The 18,843-nt window shown below is 65.5% G+C and carries 22 protein-coding genes; 14 read left to right on the forward strand and 8 right to left on the reverse strand.

The window, feature by feature from the left end; all coding sequences use genetic code 11:
• Positions 1-39: 39 nt before the first annotated feature.
• The 3 genes from H3Z74_RS20080 (at position 40) to dinB (ending at position 2,581) form a co-directional block, all read left to right on the forward strand.
• Positions 40-303 (forward strand): hypothetical protein, encoded by a 264-nt coding sequence (locus H3Z74_RS20080; protein WP_187761297.1) that lies wholly within the window; start codon positions 40-42, stop codon positions 301-303.
• Between the two features lie 65 nt (positions 304-368).
• On the forward strand, positions 369-1,478 hold the full coding sequence (locus H3Z74_RS20085) for a winged helix-turn-helix domain-containing protein (RefSeq protein ID WP_229726703.1): 1,110 nt from the start codon (positions 369-371) through the stop codon (positions 1,476-1,478).
• Positions 1,479-1,546: 68 nt separating this feature from the next.
• Complete coding sequence (gene dinB, locus H3Z74_RS20090) at positions 1,547-2,581, forward strand: DNA polymerase IV (RefSeq protein ID WP_187764435.1); 1,035 nt, start codon at positions 1,547-1,549, stop codon at positions 2,579-2,581.
• 2 nt (positions 2,582-2,583) lie between these two features.
• Here dinB and H3Z74_RS20095 read toward each other — a convergent pair whose 3' ends face one another.
• Positions 2,584-3,909 carry a NupC/NupG family nucleoside CNT transporter gene (locus tag H3Z74_RS20095; protein ID WP_187761298.1) on the reverse strand — a complete coding sequence of 442 codons (1,326 nt, stop codon included), beginning with the start codon at positions 3,907-3,909 and terminating at the stop codon, positions 2,584-2,586.
• 150 nt (positions 3,910-4,059) lie between these two features.
• Between H3Z74_RS20095 and H3Z74_RS20100 the strand changes: the two genes are divergently transcribed.
• The 8 genes from H3Z74_RS20100 to H3Z74_RS20135 all read left to right on the forward strand — a co-directional run bounded on the left by H3Z74_RS20100 (position 4,060) and on the right by H3Z74_RS20135 (position 9,333).
• Complete coding sequence (locus H3Z74_RS20100; RefSeq protein WP_187761299.1) at positions 4,060-4,743, forward strand: queuosine precursor transporter; 684 nt, start codon at positions 4,060-4,062, stop codon at positions 4,741-4,743.
• Positions 4,744-4,806: 63 nt separating this feature from the next.
• Positions 4,807-5,706, forward strand: a complete 900-nt coding sequence (gene argB, locus H3Z74_RS20105; protein ID WP_187761300.1) for an acetylglutamate kinase — start codon at positions 4,807-4,809, stop codon at positions 5,704-5,706.
• A gap of 493 nt (positions 5,707-6,199) precedes the next feature.
• Complete coding sequence (locus H3Z74_RS20110; RefSeq protein ID WP_187761301.1) at positions 6,200-6,556, forward strand: energy transducer TonB; 357 nt, start codon at positions 6,200-6,202, stop codon at positions 6,554-6,556.
• 78 nt (positions 6,557-6,634) lie between these two features.
• Positions 6,635-6,940: a YggT family protein gene (locus tag H3Z74_RS20115; protein WP_187761302.1), complete on the forward strand. Its 306-nt coding sequence runs from the start codon at positions 6,635-6,637 to the stop codon at positions 6,938-6,940.
• A complete protein-coding gene (locus tag H3Z74_RS20120; protein ID WP_187761303.1) occupies positions 6,937-7,239 on the forward strand; it encodes a DUF167 domain-containing protein in 303 nt (100 codons plus the stop codon). The genes H3Z74_RS20115 and H3Z74_RS20120 overlap by 4 nt, the downstream gene beginning before the upstream one ends.
• Positions 7,236-8,111: a bifunctional methylenetetrahydrofolate dehydrogenase/methenyltetrahydrofolate cyclohydrolase FolD gene (gene folD / locus H3Z74_RS20125; RefSeq protein WP_187761304.1), complete on the forward strand. Its 876-nt coding sequence runs from the start codon at positions 7,236-7,238 to the stop codon at positions 8,109-8,111. Before H3Z74_RS20120 ends, folD begins: the two co-directional genes overlap by 4 nt.
• Positions 8,111-8,716, forward strand: coding sequence for a Cif family virulence factor (locus tag H3Z74_RS20130; protein ID WP_187761305.1), 606 nt, complete (start codon positions 8,111-8,113; stop codon positions 8,714-8,716). Before folD ends, H3Z74_RS20130 begins: the two co-directional genes overlap by 1 nt.
• Positions 8,713-9,333, forward strand: a complete 621-nt coding sequence (locus tag H3Z74_RS20135) for a MarC family protein (protein WP_187761306.1) — start codon at positions 8,713-8,715, stop codon at positions 9,331-9,333. Before H3Z74_RS20130 ends, H3Z74_RS20135 begins: the two co-directional genes overlap by 4 nt.
• A 91-nt stretch (positions 9,334-9,424) precedes the next feature.
• On the opposite strand, the gene H3Z74_RS20140 is transcribed toward H3Z74_RS20135, so the two are convergent.
• Positions 9,425-11,155 (reverse strand): AcrB/AcrD/AcrF family protein, encoded by a 1,731-nt coding sequence (locus H3Z74_RS20140; RefSeq protein WP_187764436.1) that lies wholly within the window; start codon positions 11,153-11,155, stop codon positions 9,425-9,427.
• 160 nt (positions 11,156-11,315) lie between these two features.
• Between H3Z74_RS20140 and H3Z74_RS20145 the strand changes: the two genes are divergently transcribed.
• A complete protein-coding gene (locus H3Z74_RS20145; protein ID WP_187764437.1) occupies positions 11,316-11,732 on the forward strand; it encodes a GtrA family protein in 417 nt (138 codons plus the stop codon).
• The gene (locus H3Z74_RS20150) at positions 11,725-12,456 is read left to right on the forward strand and encodes a class I SAM-dependent methyltransferase (RefSeq protein WP_187761307.1); all 732 of its coding nucleotides are present in this window, start codon (positions 11,725-11,727) and stop codon (positions 12,454-12,456) included. The genes H3Z74_RS20145 and H3Z74_RS20150 overlap by 8 nt, the downstream gene beginning before the upstream one ends.
• Positions 12,457-12,585: 129 nt before the next feature.
• Here H3Z74_RS20150 and H3Z74_RS20155 read toward each other — a convergent pair whose 3' ends face one another.
• Positions 12,586-13,668 carry a glycosyltransferase family 2 protein gene (locus tag H3Z74_RS20155; RefSeq protein WP_187761308.1) on the reverse strand — a complete coding sequence of 361 codons (1,083 nt, stop codon included), beginning with the start codon at positions 13,666-13,668 and terminating at the stop codon, positions 12,586-12,588.
• A gap of 143 nt (positions 13,669-13,811) precedes the next feature.
• Positions 13,812-14,156, reverse strand: coding sequence for a DNA-directed RNA polymerase subunit omega (gene rpoZ, locus H3Z74_RS20160; RefSeq protein WP_034156969.1), 345 nt, complete (start codon positions 14,154-14,156; stop codon positions 13,812-13,814).
• Positions 14,157-14,388: 232 nt separating this feature from the next.
• Between rpoZ and H3Z74_RS20165 the strand changes: the two genes are divergently transcribed.
• Positions 14,389-15,513, forward strand: coding sequence for a phospholipase D-like domain-containing protein (locus H3Z74_RS20165; protein ID WP_187764438.1), 1,125 nt, complete (start codon positions 14,389-14,391; stop codon positions 15,511-15,513).
• 10 nt (positions 15,514-15,523) lie between these two features.
• On the opposite strand, the gene msrB is transcribed toward H3Z74_RS20165, so the two are convergent.
• Genes msrB through H3Z74_RS20185 form a run of 4 tightly spaced genes read right to left on the reverse strand, consistent with a single transcriptional unit; the run spans position 15,524 to position 18,783 of the window.
• On the reverse strand, positions 15,524-15,925 hold the full coding sequence (gene msrB, locus H3Z74_RS20170; protein ID WP_187761309.1) for a peptide-methionine (R)-S-oxide reductase MsrB: 402 nt from the start codon (positions 15,923-15,925) through the stop codon (positions 15,524-15,526).
• A gap of 4 nt (positions 15,926-15,929) precedes the next feature.
• A complete protein-coding gene (locus H3Z74_RS20175) occupies positions 15,930-17,057 on the reverse strand; it encodes an NAD(P)/FAD-dependent oxidoreductase (RefSeq protein WP_187761310.1) in 1,128 nt (375 codons plus the stop codon).
• Positions 17,036-17,734: a methyltransferase domain-containing protein gene (locus H3Z74_RS20180; protein WP_187761311.1), complete on the reverse strand. Its 699-nt coding sequence runs from the start codon at positions 17,732-17,734 to the stop codon at positions 17,036-17,038. The genes H3Z74_RS20175 and H3Z74_RS20180 overlap by 22 nt, the downstream gene beginning before the upstream one ends.
• Entirely contained in the window at positions 17,731-18,783 is a 1,053-nt protein-coding gene (locus H3Z74_RS20185) for a type III polyketide synthase (RefSeq protein ID WP_229726704.1), read from the reverse strand. Before H3Z74_RS20185 ends, H3Z74_RS20180 begins: the two co-directional genes overlap by 4 nt.
• Between the last annotated feature and the right edge of the window lie 60 nt (positions 18,784-18,843).

Raw genomic sequence — 18,843 nt, forward strand, 5'->3', positions numbered from 1 at the left:
AGACGCCAAGCTATCAAAACGCCTCAATAGGAAACTCCCTTGGATCTCGACGCGCTGCTCTATCATTATTTCGGGACCGAGGCGCTTGAGACGCTGGACGAAGCTGCGATCGACTCGGGTCTCGAACGGCTGCGAATCGATTTCGGTACCGAACGTGAGTCGAGCCGGCGTTTTGCACTCTGGGTGTTGCTGCACAGCCTGGGCGCTGCACCCGATCCGGCAACGGCGTTCAAGGATGCCCGGGAACGCCAGGCGGCGGAGACCTATGCCCGCGCCGCGGATCAACTGGGACGCGACTCCTGACCGAGACGCTGAGCATTGCACAGGCGCGACGCATCGCGCTGGCCGCGCAGGGCTTCGGTGCGCTGTTGCCGGAGACGGTCGGCACGCATCATCTGCGCCGCACGGTCGATATGCTGTCGCTGCATCAGATCGACAGCGTCAATGTCGCGGTGCGGGCGCATTACCTGCCGGCCTTTTCGCGGCTCGGCAGCTATGATCGTGCGCTGATCGATCGCGCCGCCTGGGGCCCGAAGCGGGAGCGCCGGCTGTTCGAATATTGGGCGCATGAGGCGTCGCTGCTGCCGATGGCGCTATATCCGCTGCTGCGCTGGCGCATGGCGCAGGCCGATCGCGGCGAAGGCGGCTGGACCAGCCTGAGGCGCTTCGCGACCGAGCGGCGCGGTGCCGCCGAGGCGGTATTGGCGCGGATCCGCAGCCAAGGGCCAATGGCCGCGTCGGATTTCGAGGACGGCAAGAGCCGCAGCGGCTGGTGGGAATGGGGTGACACCAAACAGGCGCTGGAGTGGCTGTTCCGCGCCGGGCATGTCACCACCGCGACCCGGCGCGGCAGTTTCGAGCGCGTCTATGACGTCACCGAACGGGTCATCCCCGCCGCGATCCGCGACCTGCCGACGCCGAGCGATGCCGATGCCTTTCGGGCGCTGACCGAGCGCGCCGCCCGGACGCTTGGCGTGGCGACCGAAACCGACCTGCGCGATTATTTCCGGCTGAAGCCGGAGGCGGCGCGGGCCAGTGTCGCTGCACTGGTCGAAGACGGCGTGCTGATTCCGGTAGCGGTCGCCGGCTGGGGCAGATCCGCGTACCTCCACCGTGACGCTCGGCGGCCGCGCCGCATCGCGGGTGCCGCGCTGCTCGCCCCGTTCGACCCGCTGATCTGGGAACGCGCACGGACCGAGCGATTGTTCGATTTCCATTACCGGATCGAGATCTATGTCCCGGCCGAGAAGCGCCGCCATGGTTATTATGTCCTGCCCTTCCTGCTCGACGACCGGATCGTCGCGCGAGTCGATGTGAAGGCCGACAGGCAAGCGGGTAAGCTGCTGGCGCACCGCGTGACGGTCGAACCCGGCGCGCCGGCCGAGACGGTCGAACGGCTCGGCATCGAACTGCGCCGCATGGCCGGCTGGCTCGGGCTGGACGAGATCGCGGTCGGCGTGGTGGTGCACGCAGAATAGCCATGCTTTCCGCGATAGCCGGTGGCGCATAAAAGGCGGCCGTGACCCGCAAGATCATCCATGTGGATATGGACGCATTCTACGCGTCGGTAGAGCAGCGCGACGATCCGTCGCTGCGCGGCCGCCCGCTGGCGGTCGGCGGATCGAGCGGGCGCGGCGTGGTCGCGGCGGCCAGCTATGAGGCGCGGTCGTTCGGCGTACGGTCGGCCATGCCCTCGGTCACCGCTTTGCGGCGCTGTCCCGACCTGGTGTTCGTGCCGCCGCGCTTCGAGGTCTATCGTGCTGTATCGGCCCAAATTCGGGCGATCTTCCATGACTATACGCCGCTGGTCGAACCGCTCTCGCTCGACGAGGCCTATCTCGACGTGACCGAGAATTTGCGTGGCCTCCCATCGGCGACCGATACGGCGCGGGAGATCAGGGCGCGAATCCTGGAGACGACCGGGCTCACCGCATCGGCAGGCATTTCCTACAATAAATTCCTCGCCAAGCTCGCTTCCGATCAGAACAAGCCCAATGGCCAATGCGTCATTCCGCCCGGCGCGGGGCTGGCGTTCGTCGCCACGCTGCCGGTCGGTCGCTTCCACGGCATCGGACCGAAGACCGCCGAGAAGATGAACCGGTTCGGCATCGTGACGGGCGCCGATCTGCGCGACCGCGAACTGCAATTCCTCCAGGCGCATTTCGGCAAGGCAGGCGCCTGGTATCACGCCATCGCGCGTGGCGAGGACGACCGTCAGGTGACGCCCGACCGGCCGCGCAAATCCTCAGGCTCGGAGACGACCTATGAGGTCGACCTGATTACGCCCGAAACGGTCGAGGCGGGAGTGCGCGCAATGGCCGATGATGTCTGGGCATGGTGCGAGAAATCGGGCGGGCGCGGCCGGACCGTGACGGTCAAGGCGCGCTATGCCGATTTCCGCCAGGTCACGCGCAGTCGGACCCGGGCTTCGCCGGTCGGCGACAAGGAAACGCTGCTCGATGTCTCGCTCGCGCTGGTGAGAACGCTGTTCCCGCTGCGCGCCGGCATCCGGTTGATCGGCGTGACGCTATCGACTTTCGATGCGGATGAAACCGAGGGCGCGCCGCAGCTCGATCTCTAGGCTCAGGGAATCAGCAATCCCGCCAGCGCCGCCGACATCAGATTCGCCAGACTGCCCGCGCACAGCGCGCGCAGGCCAAGCTTGGCGATCATCGGCCGCTGGTTGGGGGCAAGGCTACCGGTGACTGCCATCTGGATCGCGATCGAGGAGAAATTGGCGAAGCCGCACAGCGCGAAAGTAACCACCGCGACGGTGCGCGGACTCAGCGAAGCCGCCTGCTTGCCGAGGTCGATATAGGCGACGAATTCGTTGAGCACGATCTTCTGCCCGAACAGGCCGCCTGCCGCGCCCGCCTCGTGCCAGGGCACGTTGAGCAGGAACATGACCGGCGCGAAGACATAGCCGAGCAGGCCCTGGAAGCTCAGATCCTTCAACCCGAACCAGGTGCCGATGCCGCCAAGGATACCATTGGCAAGCGCAACCAGCGCGACGAACGCGAGCACCATCGCGCCGACCGCAACCGCCAGCCTGACGCCGGTCTGCGCACCCTGCGCCGCCGCCATGATGATGTTGGCGGGCTTTTCCTCGTCATGGCTCGCCTCGGGCATCGGCTCGCCAGGCGTGCCCTCGGGCAGGAGTGCGGCAGGGCCCTGCCCGCTGACGCGGGCCTCGGACAGCTTGATGTGGTCCTCGGGATGATCGCCGAGCGGCAATTCACCCTGAACGGTCGCGGGGACATCGGGCATGATGATCTTGGCCATCAGGATGCCGCCCGGTGCGGCCATGAAGCTCGCGGCGAGGAGATATTCGATCGAAATGCCCATCGAGGCATAGGCGGCGAGGATCGTACCTGCGACCCCGGCCATCCCACTGGTCATCACGGTGAAAAGCTGCGGCGGAGTCAGGCCGGCGAGATAGGGGCGGATGACGAGCGGGGATTCGCTCTGCCCGACGAAGATATTGGCGGCCGCGCACAGCGATTCGACCTTCGACACGCCGATCACCCATTCGATCGCACCGCCGATCCAGCGCACGACGAACTGCATGATACCGAGATAGTAGAGGATCGAGACGAGGCTGGCGAAGAAGATGATCACCGGCAGCGCCTGAATCGCGAAATTCTGTCCCAGCGGATTGCTTGCAAGCGACCCGAACAGGAAATCGGTGCCGGCCTTGGCATAGCCCAGCAAATTGGCGACGCCGCCCGACAGGAATTGCAGGATATGCTTGCCGGCGGGCACATAGAGCACCAGCACGGCGATCCCGGCCTGCAGCGCGAATGCCGCGCCGACCACACGCGGGCGGATCGCCCGTCGATTGTTCGACAACAGGACGGCGATGCCGAGAATGACGGCGATCCCCGCCAGCCCGATCAGAAACTTGTTCATTGATTAACCCCGCCGGCGTTCTGGCACGCCCCCATTTTGTCCCAGCTTCGCAGCATAAGCGGAAGTTGTGCAAGAAAATTGCGCTGGCGAGCTTGACCGGCCGTCACCTGCCGGATTGACGCGCGGGCGCAAGCCAGTAGCGTCACTGCCATGAATCAACCCAGTCCCGCGATCCCGCGTTCGCTCTTCGCCTTCTCGATCTTCTATGGCGGCATGGTCTGCATCGCCGGCGTGCTTGGATCCAAACAGGTTTCGCTCGGACCGATTTCGGCGATCGGCCCGCTGTTCGGGCAGGGGCCATTGGCGGTCGAGGCAGGCATTTTCGCCTTTCTGCTGCTGGTGGTGGTGTCGAGCGCGGTTGCCGAACTGCACGGACCGGCGGTCGCCAACACGCTGGTCCGTTTCGGCTTCGTGCCGTTGCTCGGGTCAATCGCCTTGCTCGAGATCGTCCTGCATCTGCCCGCTTCTCCCGGCATGAACCCGGCGATACGCGACGGATTCCAGCTCGTGCTGGGCGGCACGATCCGGATCTGGATCGCCGGAATCGTCGCCTATGGCGCCTCGCAGACGTTGAACGTGACCCTGTTCAGCTGGCTCCGGGGCGAGGGCGGCAAGCTGCTCTGGCTGCGCGGCGCGATCGCGGGGGTGCTGTCGCAGATCGTCGATACACTGCTGTTCATCTCGATCGCGTTTCTCGGTGTCTTCCCGATCGGCCAGCTGCTGATCGGCCAGATGCTCGCCAAGGTCACGCTGTCCGCCGTGCTGGTCCCGCCGCTGATCTATCTGGTGGTCGCGATCGGGCGATGGCTGGATGGCACGGCCGCACGGCCTTAGGGTCCAAACCCACGGTCGATCTCGACCATTGCGGTGACTGGGTTTGGACCCTAGTGCGCGCGCATGACCGATCACGCACCTGATCCCGCCTTGCTCGCCAAGGCCGAAACGCTCACCGAAGCGCTGCCCTATATGCAGCGCTATGCCGGCGCGACCTTCGTGGTGAAATATGGCGGCCACGCGATGGGCGATCCGGAACTGGCACGCGATTTCGCCGAGGACGTCGTGCTGATGAAGGCGGTCGGGATCAACCCGGTCGTGGTGCATGGCGGCGGACCACAGATCGGCGCGATGCTGAAGAAGCTCGGCGTCGAATCGAGCTTCATCGATGGCCTGAGGGTGACCGATGCGCAGACCGCGCAGGTCGCCGAAATGGTCCTGTCGGGCGCGATCAACAAGGAACTGGTCGCCTGGATCGGCCAGGCCGGCGGTCGCGCAGTCGGCATTTCAGGCAAGGACGCAAGCTTTGTACGCGCGAGAAAGGTCGAACGCACGACACGCGATCCGGACAGCAATATCGAACGCGCGGTCGATCTCGGCTTTGTCGGCGAGCCAGTGGCGGTCGATCGCTCGATCCTCGACACGCTGAGCAATGCCGGCGTGATCCCGGTGGTCGCGCCGATCGCGATCGGCGATGACGGCCATACCTATAATATCAACGCCGACACCATGGCCGGCGCGGTCGCCGCCGCGATGGGCGCGTCACGGCTGTTCCTGCTGACCGATGTCGCGGGCGTGCTCGACAAGCAAGGTGAACTGCTCACCGATCTCGACCCGGCGCGGATCGCGGAGCTGCGCGCGGACGGCACGATCACCGGCGGGATGATCCCCAAGCTCGAAACCTGCGTCGCCGCAGTCGAAGGCGGCGTCGATGCCGCCGTCATCCTCGACGGGCGCGTACCGCATGCGATGCTGCTCGAAATCTTCACCCGTCAGGGCGCGGGTACGCTGGTCCATCGCTGAGAGTTTGTTGAAAATGCGCTGATGGCGCATTTTCAAACAGACGCTGAGGCAAATCGCGCCTTGCTGGCTGTTATTTTCGAAAAAATAATTTCGCTGGCTGTTAAGTTGGATTTTCCGGGCAGAATATATCGATACTTCAGTAAGTTGCGCCGGGCTGGCTGTTCTCGAATAACAGCCATGGAACAGCCAGCATAACAGCCAGCCGATCAGCCAGGAACAGCGAACAAGCTGGCTGTTCCTGTCGGGATCAGCCAGCAAAGCAGAACGGCTTATTTTTCCAGTCATGTGAAAGAGCGCGACAGGAAAGCAGAATATTTTCCCATCACCGCCATGCTTTCACGGCTCGGCGCAAAGTTGAATCGACACGCCGGCATTGCCAACGCATTTCGTTTCAATGGTGTGACACTTTCATGTCGCTGCCGTCACGCCAATGTCGCGCTCGCTTAACATCGCTGCCCTATGTGTGCCCTCCGGAAAAGCGAAGGAAACGGCGATGACCCATACCCACAGCTTCGACGAGGCCCGCTGGATCGCGGCTCTCGGCACCGCGATCGACCGCGCCACGGCGGCCGACCCGATCACTCCCGGTATCCGCTATCGCAGCGGCACCGCGACCCTGGCCTTTTGCGTCGATGCCAGCGGCGCCATCTCCGACATCCGTGTGATCGAGGGATCGGGCGACGACAGCCTTGATCGCCGCGCGATCGCCAAGCTGCGCCGTGCGGAACCGCTGCCCCAAGGCCCGGCCGGCGCAGCACGACGCACGCACCTGGCCGTGGTGCAGGTGGCCGAACCGGTCCGCCTGCCGCAGCAGAACGACGAAAAGCGCCGTATTCTTACGATAGCGTAACGACCGGTCACGGGTGCCCTTGTTCAGGGCACCCGCTTTCCGCTATCGGTGTGCGCCCACGCCCAGCGGAGAGCGCAATTGTTCGTCATTCTCAGAATCGTCCAGGTTCTGCTCACCGTCGTCTGGTGGATCATCATCGTTCAGGCGATTCTGTCCTGGCTGCTCGCGTTCAACGTCATCAGTACGTATAACGACACGGTGCGCACGGTGTGGGAGGCGCTGAAGCGCATGACCGAGCCGTTGTACCGGCCGATTCGCCGCATCCTGCCCGATTTCGGCACGCTCGACCTGTCGCCGCTCGTCGTGTTGCTGATCATCTATATCATCCAGACGATCCTGATTCCGGCGATCGCAATCCAGATGAGCGCACCGCCCGCAATGTGAGCGCCTGGATCGAGCGCAGCGACGGCATCGCCATCGCCGTTCGGGTCACGCCGCGATCGTCGCGCGAGAGTTTTGCCGCCGGCACGACGGAACATTTCGTCGCCCGGCTGACCGCCGCACCGGTCGAAGGCGCTGCCAACGCGGCGCTGATGCCGTTGGTGGCACAGGCCTTTCACGTGCCGAAACGCGCGGTCAGCCTGATTGCGGGCGATACCGCGCGATTGAAGCGGCTGCATATCCGTGGCGACGTCACCACGCTGGCGGGAATTGCCGCCGCATTCTATGAGGCCGGGGCATGAGTGCAGAGATCATTGACGGCAAGGCATTTGCCGAAGCCTTTCGCGGGCGGCTCGCCGTCCAGGTCGCCGCCTTTGCCGCCGCTGCCAAGCGCGCGCCAGGGCTCGCCGTGGTGCTGGTCGGCGAAGATCCCGCATCCGCCGTCTATGTCCGGTCGAAGGGCAAGGCCACGCGCGCCGCCGGCATGGAAAGCTTCGAGCACCGACTGCCCGCCACCGTGGCGCAGGACGAACTGCTCGCTTTGGTCGATCGGCTCAATGCCGATCCGGCGGTCGACGGCATCCTCGTCCAGTTGCCGCTCCCCGGCCATATCGACGAGCGCGTGGTGATCACGCGGATCGACCCCGACAAGGATGTCGACGGCTTCCACCCGGTGAATGCCGGACGGCTCGCGACCGGGCTGGAGGGTTTCGTGCCCTGCACCCCGCTGGGTTGCCTGATGCTGCTCAAAGACCGGCTCGGTGATCTTGCCGGGCTCGACGCAGTGGTGATCGGGCGGTCGAACATCGTCGGCAAGCCGATGGCGCAATTGCTGCTCGGCGAAAGCTGCACCGTGACGATCGCACATTCGAAGACGCGCGACCTGTCGAGTGTGGTGCGCCGTGCCGACATTGTCGTCGCCGCGGTCGGGCGGCCACGCATGATCAAGGGCGAGTGGATCAAGCCCGGCGCGACAGTCATCGATGTCGGCATCAACCGCACCGAGGACGGCCTGGTCGGCGATGTCGATTTCGCCGGCGCGGCGAGCGTCGCCGGCGCGATCACGCCGGTGCCCGGCGGAGTCGGGCCAATGACCATCGCCGTGCTGCTGCGCAATACATTGGTATCCGCGCATCGCAGGGCCAGCGTCCCTTACGAGAAGGGATCGCTGTGATGCTGCTCGCACTGCTCCTTGCCGCTGCCGCACCGGCCGTGACCGCCGTCGATGCAGAACGCGCCTTTGCCGCCGCCGCGCAGACCGACGGGCAATGGACTGCGTTTCGCCGCTACGCGACCAAGGATGCGGTGATGTTCGTGCCGCACGTAGTGAAAGCGCAGGCGTTCCTGAAGGACCGCAAGGACCCGCCCAAGGCGATCGAGTGGTGGCCGACCGAAAGCTATATCTCGTGCGACGGGACACTCGCGGTCAATACCGGCGGATGGAAGCGGCCGGACGGCGCGGTCGGCTATTTCTCGACCGTGTGGCAACGCCAGCCCGATGGCGGCTGGAAATGGATCGTCGACGGCGGCGACGGGCTGACAACCTCACGCGATCGACCGGCCGAACCGAAGCTCGTCAAGCCCGACTGCACCACGAAGGCACTGCCGCTTCTCACCCTTGGCGCGCCCAAAAGCGACACGGGCCAGTCCGGAGATTCGACATTAGTCTGGTATTGGGCAGTCGAACCCGATCTGTCGCGTCGATTTTACGCGAAGATCTGGAATGGGCATGATTTTGTACCGGTGATCGAAGACCATATCGCGGCATCGCCGCAATGATCGAACTCTTCGTCTCCTCATTGATCACGTTCTTCGTGGTGATCGATCCACCAGGCTGTGCGCCGATCTATGCCGGGCTGTCGGCTGGCGCCGACCCGGCGCACCGCCGCGCAATGGCGATTCGTGCCGTGCTGGTCGCCGCTGGCATCCTGCTGGTCTTTGCGCTGTTCGGCGAGGATCTGCTGCGCGGTCTCGGCATCAGCCTGGCCAGTTTCCGGATCGCAGGCGGCATCATGCTGTTCCTGATCGCGCTGGAAATGGTGTTCGAGAAGCGCACCGAACGCCGCGAGGACCGCGCCGCCAAGGTCGCCGCGACGCCCGAGGTGGAGGATGTCTCGATCTTCCCGATGGCGATGCCGATGATCGCCGGACCGGGATCGATCGCCTCGGTGATGCTGCTGATGAGCAAGAATGAGGGCATCGAGCGCACGCTCGTCGTGCTCGGCGCGCTGGCAACGATCCTGTTGCTGACGCTTGTCGCCCTGCTCGCCGCCGGACCGATCATGCGCGTGCTCGGCGCGAAGATCGAGGCGGTGATCACCCGTCTGCTCGGCGTGCTGCTTGCGGCGCTGGCGGTTCAATTCGTGATCGACGGCATCCGCATCAGCCTGACCTGAAGCCTCGATCTGAAGTGGATCGCCCGAGGAGAAACGGCCGCTTCGACAGGCTCCGGGCGAACGGAAGGAGCGAAGTCAGCGCTCCGGCCGCTTATTTGATCCGATACAGGCGGAAGGGCGATTTGGCCTGCAGCGGCAGCGGCTCAAGCCATGGCGGCATCTTGCGGTTGGCCAGCTGATCGTAGAATCCGCCCGGGTTGCGCGCGCGATAGACGGTCGATTCGGCCATGTTCGGGCACACCAGCAACAACGTCGCGCCGTGCCGCTTTGCCGTGGCACGGAAATTCTCCGCCGAGCGCGAAAAGGCATGTTGCACGTCGAGGATCGCATCGCCGTTGCGATGATAGGGGCCGGCCACCGCATTGTGATGCGTCGTCGCGATCAGTCGCGGCCCGAGATCGACAAAGGTGAAGATGGTCTGCGGAGGGTAGCGATCGAGCCCCTTCATCGCCGGAATCGTCATGCACAGGCCGGTCGAGCGGTTGACCACATTGGTGCGCGGACTGGGCCGGTCGATCGGCAGATATTTGATCGCGAAGCCGGCGAACATGCCCGACACCGCCATGAAACCGATCACCGTGCCGAACACGCGCACCAGCATCCGGTCATGTCCCAAGGTCCAGCCGAGGAGGATCCAGGCCAAAGCGACCGCGCCGGGCACCGCCAGCAGCTGGGCCGCCGGGCCAGCGCGCGCCTGCCACAGCAGCATCAGGCCGGCAAAGGTCGAGAACATCAGCACCGGCACCCAGCCGTTGATGCTGATGTCGTTGCGCGCGCGCCAGGTCGCGAACGCCGCGCCGATGATGCCGATCACCGGCAAGGTGACGATCGGAAAGGCCATGCGGAACGGATGCTTGTAGATCGGCCGCGCTTCACGGACATTGTCGAGCCAGGTGCGGGCGAGTTCGGGCGATACCTGTTCGGGGCGCCCAAGGCATTGCGGAAACAGCAATGCGAAACCGGTCGCGATCACCGCACCCGCCACCACGGCGAGCGCAAGCCGCGCCCAGCGCTGTTCCGGGCTCAATCGCGCGAGCAGGAACAACAGGCCGCCGCCGACCACCATCACGCTCAGCCACACCGGTGTCAGCGCATCGCAGCGCATCACCTGGTTGGCGTTCGACGCGAACAGCACGAAGCCGATCCCGCACCCGCCGGCGAGCGTCAGACCATAGACGCCGAGCCGTGCCGCCTCCGTCCGGTCCCACACCCAGCGCAGCGCGATGATCGCGCCCGCCATCGCCGCATAGGGCAGCAATTCGAGCCCGATGTTGAGCGACACCGCGCTGGTCACGCCGACGATCGCGCCGCCGCGCGCCTTTTTGGGGTCGGCCAGGCCCGCAACGGTCAGGCTGAGCATGGCGAGCTGCCAGCCATGATGGTCGATGCGGTCGGGCATGAACATCAGCATCGTCGCGGTGCAGCCGAGCAGGAAGACGATCGCCAGCGGCCAGGCGACCGGACTGACCAGCCGTCGCGCGGTCGCGGCAAGCCCGATCATCGCGAAGCTAAGCGGCAGCAGCGGCGCGATGCCGCAGGCCAGCCGTTCCGCCTCCGGCACGCCGACGAACGGGCGCAGGATCAGGATCAGCCCGGCGATCGGCAAATCGACGATCCGGCTCCAATGAATATCGAACCCGCCCGGGGGATTGAGCCGGTACTGGCGCAGATCGTACCAGCCCTGCCCGTCAAGCAGCGCACGCACCTGCATCAGCCGCATATTGTCGTCGGTGTCGCCCAGCGACAGCCACTGGATCGAATTCCAGCGGTCGAATACGAAATAGGCAAGGATCACGATCCAGGCGATCAGGGTCAGCCGCATCCAGTTGCGGTCGATCTCATCGCGCAGTTCGATGCTGGATTTGGATATGTCGCTCAAAATGCTTCCCTCGCCTTGACTCGCGCTCTACTGCGGCGCGCGTAAAGGGCAAGGCAGCGTGACAGCGATTATCAAACGTTTCGAGATGTGGCGTTCGAGTGGCATGCTCGGTCAGCTGATCCGCTTCGGCATTGCCGGGGGGATTTCGACCGTCATCTATTCGGCGGTCTATCTGCCGCTGGCAACCTGGGTGTTCCCGCACGACGAAGCGGTGTTCGCCGTCCCCTTCGCCTTTGCCGTGGCGGTGACGGCGGGGTTTTTCCTGCACAGCGCGTGGAGCTTCAAGGGGCATGGCACGCGCGACACGAGCGGGCGCCAGCATCTGAAGTTCCTCGTCGTGCAGGGCTTCGGCCTCGCACTCAACGCCTTGTTCACCTGGGTGCTCACCGGGCCGCTGCATCAGGCCGCATGGGTGCCGTTGATCCCCGTCGTGCTGATCACGCCGCTCGCGACCTTCGCGCTCAACCGGCAATGGGTTTTCGGGGGTCCATCGACTGATATGGTCAAGAAGCATGGATAGAATCGTCTACGACCGCATGGCGGCGCATGATTCGACGCATTGGTGGTACCGGGCGCGACGCGATATCCTGGCCGACTATCTGACTCGCGAGGGCAATCTGCCCGCCCGGGCGCGCATCCTCGAGATCGGCTGCGGCACGGGGCACAATCTGCCGATGCTCGCCAGTTTCGGCAGCGTCGATGCGATCGAGATCGATCCCGCCGCGCGCGACATCGCCAGCCTCAGGCTCGGGCGCGAGGTCAGCGCGGCACCGTTGCCGATCCTGCCCGGAGTCGAACGCGGTGCGTACGACCTGATCGCGGTGCTCGACGTGGTCGAGCATATCGAGGACGACGTCGCGGCGCTGCAGGCGATGGCGACCTGCCTGAAACCCGGTGGCAAGATCCTGATCACGGTGCCCGCGCACCAATGGCTGTGGAGTGCGCATGACGTGGTGAACCATCACCACCGGCGCTATTCCAAGGGCACGCTGATCGCGGCGATCCGCAAGGCGGGGCTCGAACCGCGCAAGCTCGGCTATTTCAACTCGCTGCTCTTTCCGCTCGCGGCTGCAGCCCGGCTGCTCGGCCGGCTGACCGGACGCGACGACAGCGATGATTCGCCGCCGCCCAAGCCGGTCAATGCATTGTTCGAGGTGATCTTCCGACTGGAACGCCACCTGGTCGGGCGCGTACCGATGACGCCGGGCGTGTCGATCATCACGCTGGCGGCACCAAAGGCTTAGAGCGGATCAGATTCGATTGAACCATTGTCATCCCCGCTTTCGCGGGGATGACGGTGAGGAGCGCACCTAAAGTCATCTGACTCTCGAATTCGATCCAGTCACACGCTTCCACGCATCAGCGCGGCCGGATCAAACCTTGGCCCGGGGTTTCCGCGCGCGAGGCTTGGCCGGTACTGCACCACCTGCAGTGACGGGCGATACCAGCGCCTCGACCGGCCCCGGCGGCAACGCCGTCATACGCGCCTCGGCGCGATAGCCGAGCGTGGCGGTGCCCTGCACCGGCCCGGCGATATCCGACACGAGATAGAGCGGGCGGCGTTTCGATTCGACATAGAGCCGGCCGAGATATTCGCCGATCATGCCGAGCACGAACATCTGCACCGCACCCAGCAGCACCACGACCAGCATGGTCGAGGTCCAGCCCTGCACCGCGCTGCCCGAGATGAAGCCGATCGCGATATAGACGAACAGCAACAACGACAGGCCGGTCAGCGCCAGGCCGACATGGCTGGCGAAGCGCAGCGGCGCGGTCGAGAAACCGGTCACCGCGTCGAATGCGAGCCGCACCATCTTGCCGAATGGATAATTGGTCTCGCCGGCATGGCGCTCGGCGCGGTCGTAGAGGAACGGCACCTGGCGGAAACCGATCCACGCGACCATGCCGCGAATGAAGCGCGCCTGTTCGGGCAAGCTGAGAAATGCGTCGAGCGCCCTGCGGGTCATCAGGCGGAAATCGCCGGTATCGAGCGGAATCGGCGTGTCGGTCAGTCGGTCGAGCATGCGATAGAAGAGCGCCGCGGTCAGCTTTTTGAAGATCGTCTCGCCTTCGCGCTTGCGGCGCACGGCATAGACCACGTCGGCATCCTGCGCGATCATCGCCGCGCGCATCTCGACCAGCAGTTCGGGCGGGTCCTGCAGATCGGCATCGATGATCAGGATCTGCGCGCCGGCGCACAAATCGAGCCCGGCGGTCAGCGCGAGCTGATGACCATGGTTGCGCGACAGGTTGATCGCGACGAGATGCGCGTCAGCGGCGGCGAGGCGCTGCATCGCCGGCCAGCTGGCGTCGCGCGAACCGTCATTGATGAAGACGAGTTCGTAATCCTCGCCCACTGCAGCCTGCGCTGCAGCAGAAACGCGCGCATGGAGCAGGTCGAGGCAGGCCTCTTCATTGTAACAGGGAATGACGACGGAAAGGGCAGGACGGTTCATGCCGCCTTCTGTAACGGCTTCGTGCGCGCCCGTCATCGGCTTTGCGCCGGACGCCTCAAACGGGAAAGAGCGCAGGCCAAACGCAAAAGGGCCCGGGATTAGCATCCCGGGCCCCTTGACCATCAGCGAACCGATCGTCGGGCTCAGCCCTCGTAATCGGCGCCCAGATTCTGGTTGCGCGGCGGCGCGGCGGCGGTGAGGCGCAGTGCCTCGGCCGATGCGGCGATGCTGCCAACGGCATCCGCCTCGTCCTCGTCATCGACCTGCACGCGCTGCAGACCCGAAATCACCGCTTCTTCGAGATGCGGTGGCTTGACGGTTTCCTCGGCGATCTCGCGCAGCGCGACGACCGGGTTCTTGTCGCGATCACGATCGATCGTGAGGTCGGCACCGCCCGAGATCTGACGCGCACGCTGTGCCGCGAACAGAACCAGGTCGAACCGATTGGAAATCTTGTCGACGCAATCTTCGACAGTGACGCGCGCCATGAACGGCTTTCCTTCGCTTTACGACGATGAGGTGAAGCGCCGCGATCTAAGGCGCCATCGGCCCAGAGTCAAGGAATCCGGCATTGGGGAATCCGGCATTGGGGAATCCGGCATTGGGGAATCCGGCATTGGGGAATCCGGCTTGCCCCTGGTGCGATCGGCCGCCATCACGTGCGGCGATGATCGCCCCCCCGAACAGCCGAGCTTTACCGTCGATGGCAACCAGCTGAAGATGCTGGATACCGGGCCGCGGCGGATCGAGGCGTTGATCGCCCTGATCGACGGCGCACGGCACAGTTTGCGGGTGCTGTATTATATCTATGTCGATGACGCCGCCGGCGCGCGGGTGCGTGATGCGCTGATCGCGGCGGCAGCGCGCGGCGTGGCGGTGTCGCTGATCGTCGATGGGCTGGGCAGCGAACATGCCGCGCAACGCCATTTCTTCGCGCCGCTCGATGCGGCCGGCGTCACGGTGTGCCGTTTCGTGCCACGCTGGGGCCGGCGCTATCTGCTGCGCAACCATCAGAAGCTCGCCCTCGCCGATGCGGAGATTCCACAGGCTGCGCGCGTCATCATCGGCGGGTTCAATATCCAGGACAGCTATTTCGGCACCCCGGCCGAACAGGCCTGGCGCGACCTGGGACTGCTGGTCGAGGGACCGGCGGCGACACGCCTCGCCGGTTATTTCGACGCCCTGGCGGCCTGGGCGAAGCGGCCCAAGGCCTCGATGCGCCGGTTGCGTCGCATGCTTACCGTGTGGAGCGAACCGCACGGCACGGCGCGCTGGCTGCTCGGCGGGCCGACGCGGCGGCTGTCGCCCTGGGCGCGCACGGTGCGGCGCGACATGCAGGGCGCATCGCGGTTCGACCTGATCGCCGGCTATTTCGCCCCCAACCCGGCGATGCTCACCCGACTCGACCGGGTCGGCAAGCGGGGGCTGGTGCGAATCGTGCTGCCTTCGAAGAACGACCATGGCGCTTCGATCTGGGCTTCGCGCTTCACCTATGCCGGACTGTTGCGCAAACGCGTGCAGATCTACGAATATCTGACCACCAAGCTCCACACCAAGCTCTTCGTGATCGATGACGTGACCTATGTCGGATCGGCCAATTTCGACATTCGCAGCATGTTTCTGAACCTGGAGATCATGCTGCGGATCGACGATGCCGCCTTCGCCGCACACGCCCGCGCCTATGTCGATGGCGAAATCGCCGAATCCGAGGCGATCACGTCTGCGCTGTACAAGGCGCGCACCACACCCTGGCTGCGGGTCAAGCAGGCCGCCGCCTATTTCGTGATGGCAGTGCTCGATTATAACGTGACGCGGCGGCTCAACTTCGGCCGGGAGGGGCGTTAGCCAGAACGCTCTAGACGTCGCTGCGTGCGCGAAAATCCAGGCTCAGCGAGTTGATGCAGTACCGCAATCCGGTCGGCGGCGGGCCGTCGGGGAAAACATGGCCGAGATGGCCGTCGCATTTCGCACAGCGCGCCTCGATCCGCGTCATGCCGTGGCTGACGTCACGATGCTCAGTGACATGCTCCGCGGCGAGCGGCCGGGTGAAACTCGGCCAGCCCGACCCCGAATCATATTTGTCCGCGCTGTCGAACAGCGGCGTCGCGCAGCCGCCGCAGCGATACACGCCGTCCGCCTTGTTGTGATTGTAGCGGCCGGAAAAGGCCGGTTCGGTCCCGGCCTCGCGCAGGACATGATATTGTTCGGGCGACAGCTTCTTGCGCCACTCGCCTTCGGACAGGGTCAGATGATCCATCGGGTCAACCTTTGGCTGAAATGAACCGCGTATCGGCGCGAGCATGACCGATCCGGGTGAGTCGGGCGACAATCTCGATCATAATTGGTGCGACGCGTGCGATCGGCAAGACTGCACGCGCGATGCGAGGCGATTCGGCCCCATCCCGGATCAATCCGGCCAGCCCGATCGGCCGGGCGAGGTCGCGCGCGAGCCGTGTCTGGAACGCCGCGGCGGCACCGGCGCCGCCTGCCGCATAGGCGGTGGCGGCGCGAATGCCGCTGGCGATGGCGATGCCCATCCCTTCGCCGGCCAGTGACGGTATGACGCCAGCCTGATCGCCAAGCCGGAACAGCCCGGCCTCACCCTGCCGGGCGCGCCAGCCATAGGGGACATTGGCGACCGCATCGACCGCCCCCGGCGCGCGCCAGGCAAGCCGCTCGCCCAGTGCCGGCAGTTCCCGCCCCAATGCCTCGAGCAGTCGCTCGGGATTACCTGCTTCGATCAGGCGCGAACGATGGACCGCCATGCACAGATTGGCGGTGCCGTCCTCCTGCAGCACCACCCCGGCATAGCCGCGGTCGAACAGATGCAGCTCGATCGCATCGCCGATCATCCGGTCGAGCGCCGCCGCGGGGCCAAGCCGGACGCGCAGGCCTAGCGTAGGATCGGCGCCGCGTGCCGAATCGGGTCGGCCGAGTCCGCGCACATCATGCTTGCCGCTGGCCAGGAACAGCGTGTCGGCAGCAATTTCCCCGCCGTCGGCGAGTCGCGCGGCGCGACTCTCAATCGCCTTCACCGTCACGCCGCGCTCGATCGCCGCTCCTGCGCCCTCGGCCCGGGCGAGGAGCAGCGTATCGAGATGACGTCGCGACACGGCATGCGCGGGGCGCGGCAACGGCGCCTCGACCACTTTGTCGCCGGCGAGCAGGCGCACCCGCGTGATGCGTGCGGGACCGAGCGCCTGCGGATCGACGCCGAGCCCGGCCAGCGTCTCCAGCGTGCGCCAGCTGAGGAATCCGCCGCACAGCGCGTCGCCGGTCTCGCGATTCCGCTCGATCAGCAGATGCGGCAGCCCGGCGCGCGCGAGGATGATCGCGGCGCTTGCCCCGGCGGGCCCGCCGCCGACGATCAGCGCAGGCGTTCGACGCATAGCCGGAAGGGGAAGACGCGCGCGACCCGCGCATCGGCAATGCCGGCTTCGGCGAGGATCGGCGGCCATTCGCCGGGCCGATAGGAGCGCGCGATCGACAATTGCCCGTCATGCCGCACGATCGGGTGCCAGCGCGCGATGGTGGCGAGGATCGGGAACCCCCAATGCGCAAACCCGTGTCGGTGCAGATCGTTGACCTGCCAGCCCCGCACCGTCTTCGCCTCCATGAAGCGCAGGAACGCGACCAGCTGTTCATGCGTCATATGGTGCGCGACCAGGCTGCTGATCACAAAATCCCAGCCGCCCCGGTCGGTGCCGTCATGATCGGCATAATCGCCGGTGATATAGGTGATGCCCATGTCGGCCGGGGTATGCGCGGTTGCAGCCAGTTCGCTGCGCGGATTGAGATCGATACCGAGCAGCTCGGCTTCAATACCGCGCTGCTTGGCCCAGCGCGCAATGCGGCGAAGCATATCGCCATCGCCGAAACCGACATCGAGCAGGCGGAAGCGCGTCATGCCGCGGGTGCCGCGCTTCAGGAAATCGAGCGTCGGCCGCGCCGCCATCGTCACGACATTGACCCTGGCGAGATCGCCGACGACATCGGCATAGGTGCCGGCGTCGAGATCCTCGGCGTCCATCAGTTCCTCGGCCTGGGCACGGACCGCGAGGGTCATACCGCGCTCCTGAACCCGAAACCCTCGGCGGCAAGGCCGGGGCCGAAGGCCAGCGCGACACCGTCCGCGATCGGCGACCCGCTCAGCAATCGCGCGAGCACGAACATCAATGTCGCCGAGGACATGTTGCCATTGTCGGCCAGCACGCCACGCGACGCCACCAGCGCCTCTGCCGGCAAATGCAATGCCCCTTCGACCGCATCGAGGATCGACCGGCCCCCGGCATGAACCGCCCAGCCATCGATCTCCGCCGGGTCGCGCCCGCCGGTCGCCGCCTGGGCAAAAACGGGATCGGCCAGCCCGGCGGCAATTCGCGCCGGGACTTCGCCCGACAAATGCATCGCGAAACCGCGATCCGTGATGTCCCAGCGAATCAGGCCTTCGGACTCGGGCAGAGTGGTCGCGAACGGCGCGCCGAGCACGAAGCCGCCCGGTTCGGCGGTGACCAGGGCGGCGGCAGCGCCGTCGCCGAACTGGAGCATCGCCAGCAGCGGCTCGATCTCCGCGACGTCCTGCAGATGCAGCGTCGAGAGCTCGACGCATAGCACCAGCACGCGCGCCGCGGGATCGGAGCGGACGATATGGCGTGCGGTGCGCAGCGCGGCGACCGCGGCATAGCAGCCCATGAAGCCGATCAGCAGCCGTTCGACCGATGGCGACAGGCCAATGCGCCGCGCGACGATCTGATCGATGCCCGGCGCGACGAAGCCGGTACAACTGGCGACGACGAAATGGGTGATATCGCCAAGGTCACCGAGAGCCTCGATCGCCGCGATACCCAGCATGGGCGCCGCCTCGGCATAGATGGCCATGCGCGCAGCCGTGCCGGGCAGAATGGCATCGGCATAAAAACCCTGCGGATCGACCGGCGATCCGCCGCTGCCGGTCGGTGGCAGGATCGACCAGCGATGGCCGATCGCCGAGCGCGCCGCCATGCGGTCGAACAGTTTCGCGCTGCGCGAGTCGATCAGCCGCTCACGCGCCCAGGCGATAAAAGCATGATGGATGTCGTGCCCCGGAACGGCGGTTCCGATTGCATTGAGATACACGGGAACAGGTAAGGACAAGGGCGGGGGCGGCTTTCAGCAGCGCGGCCGGACGCCGTGCAT

The organism is Sphingomonas alpina, assembly GCF_014490665.1.
Lineage (GTDB): Bacteria > Pseudomonadota > Alphaproteobacteria > Sphingomonadales > Sphingomonadaceae > Sphingomonas > Sphingomonas alpina.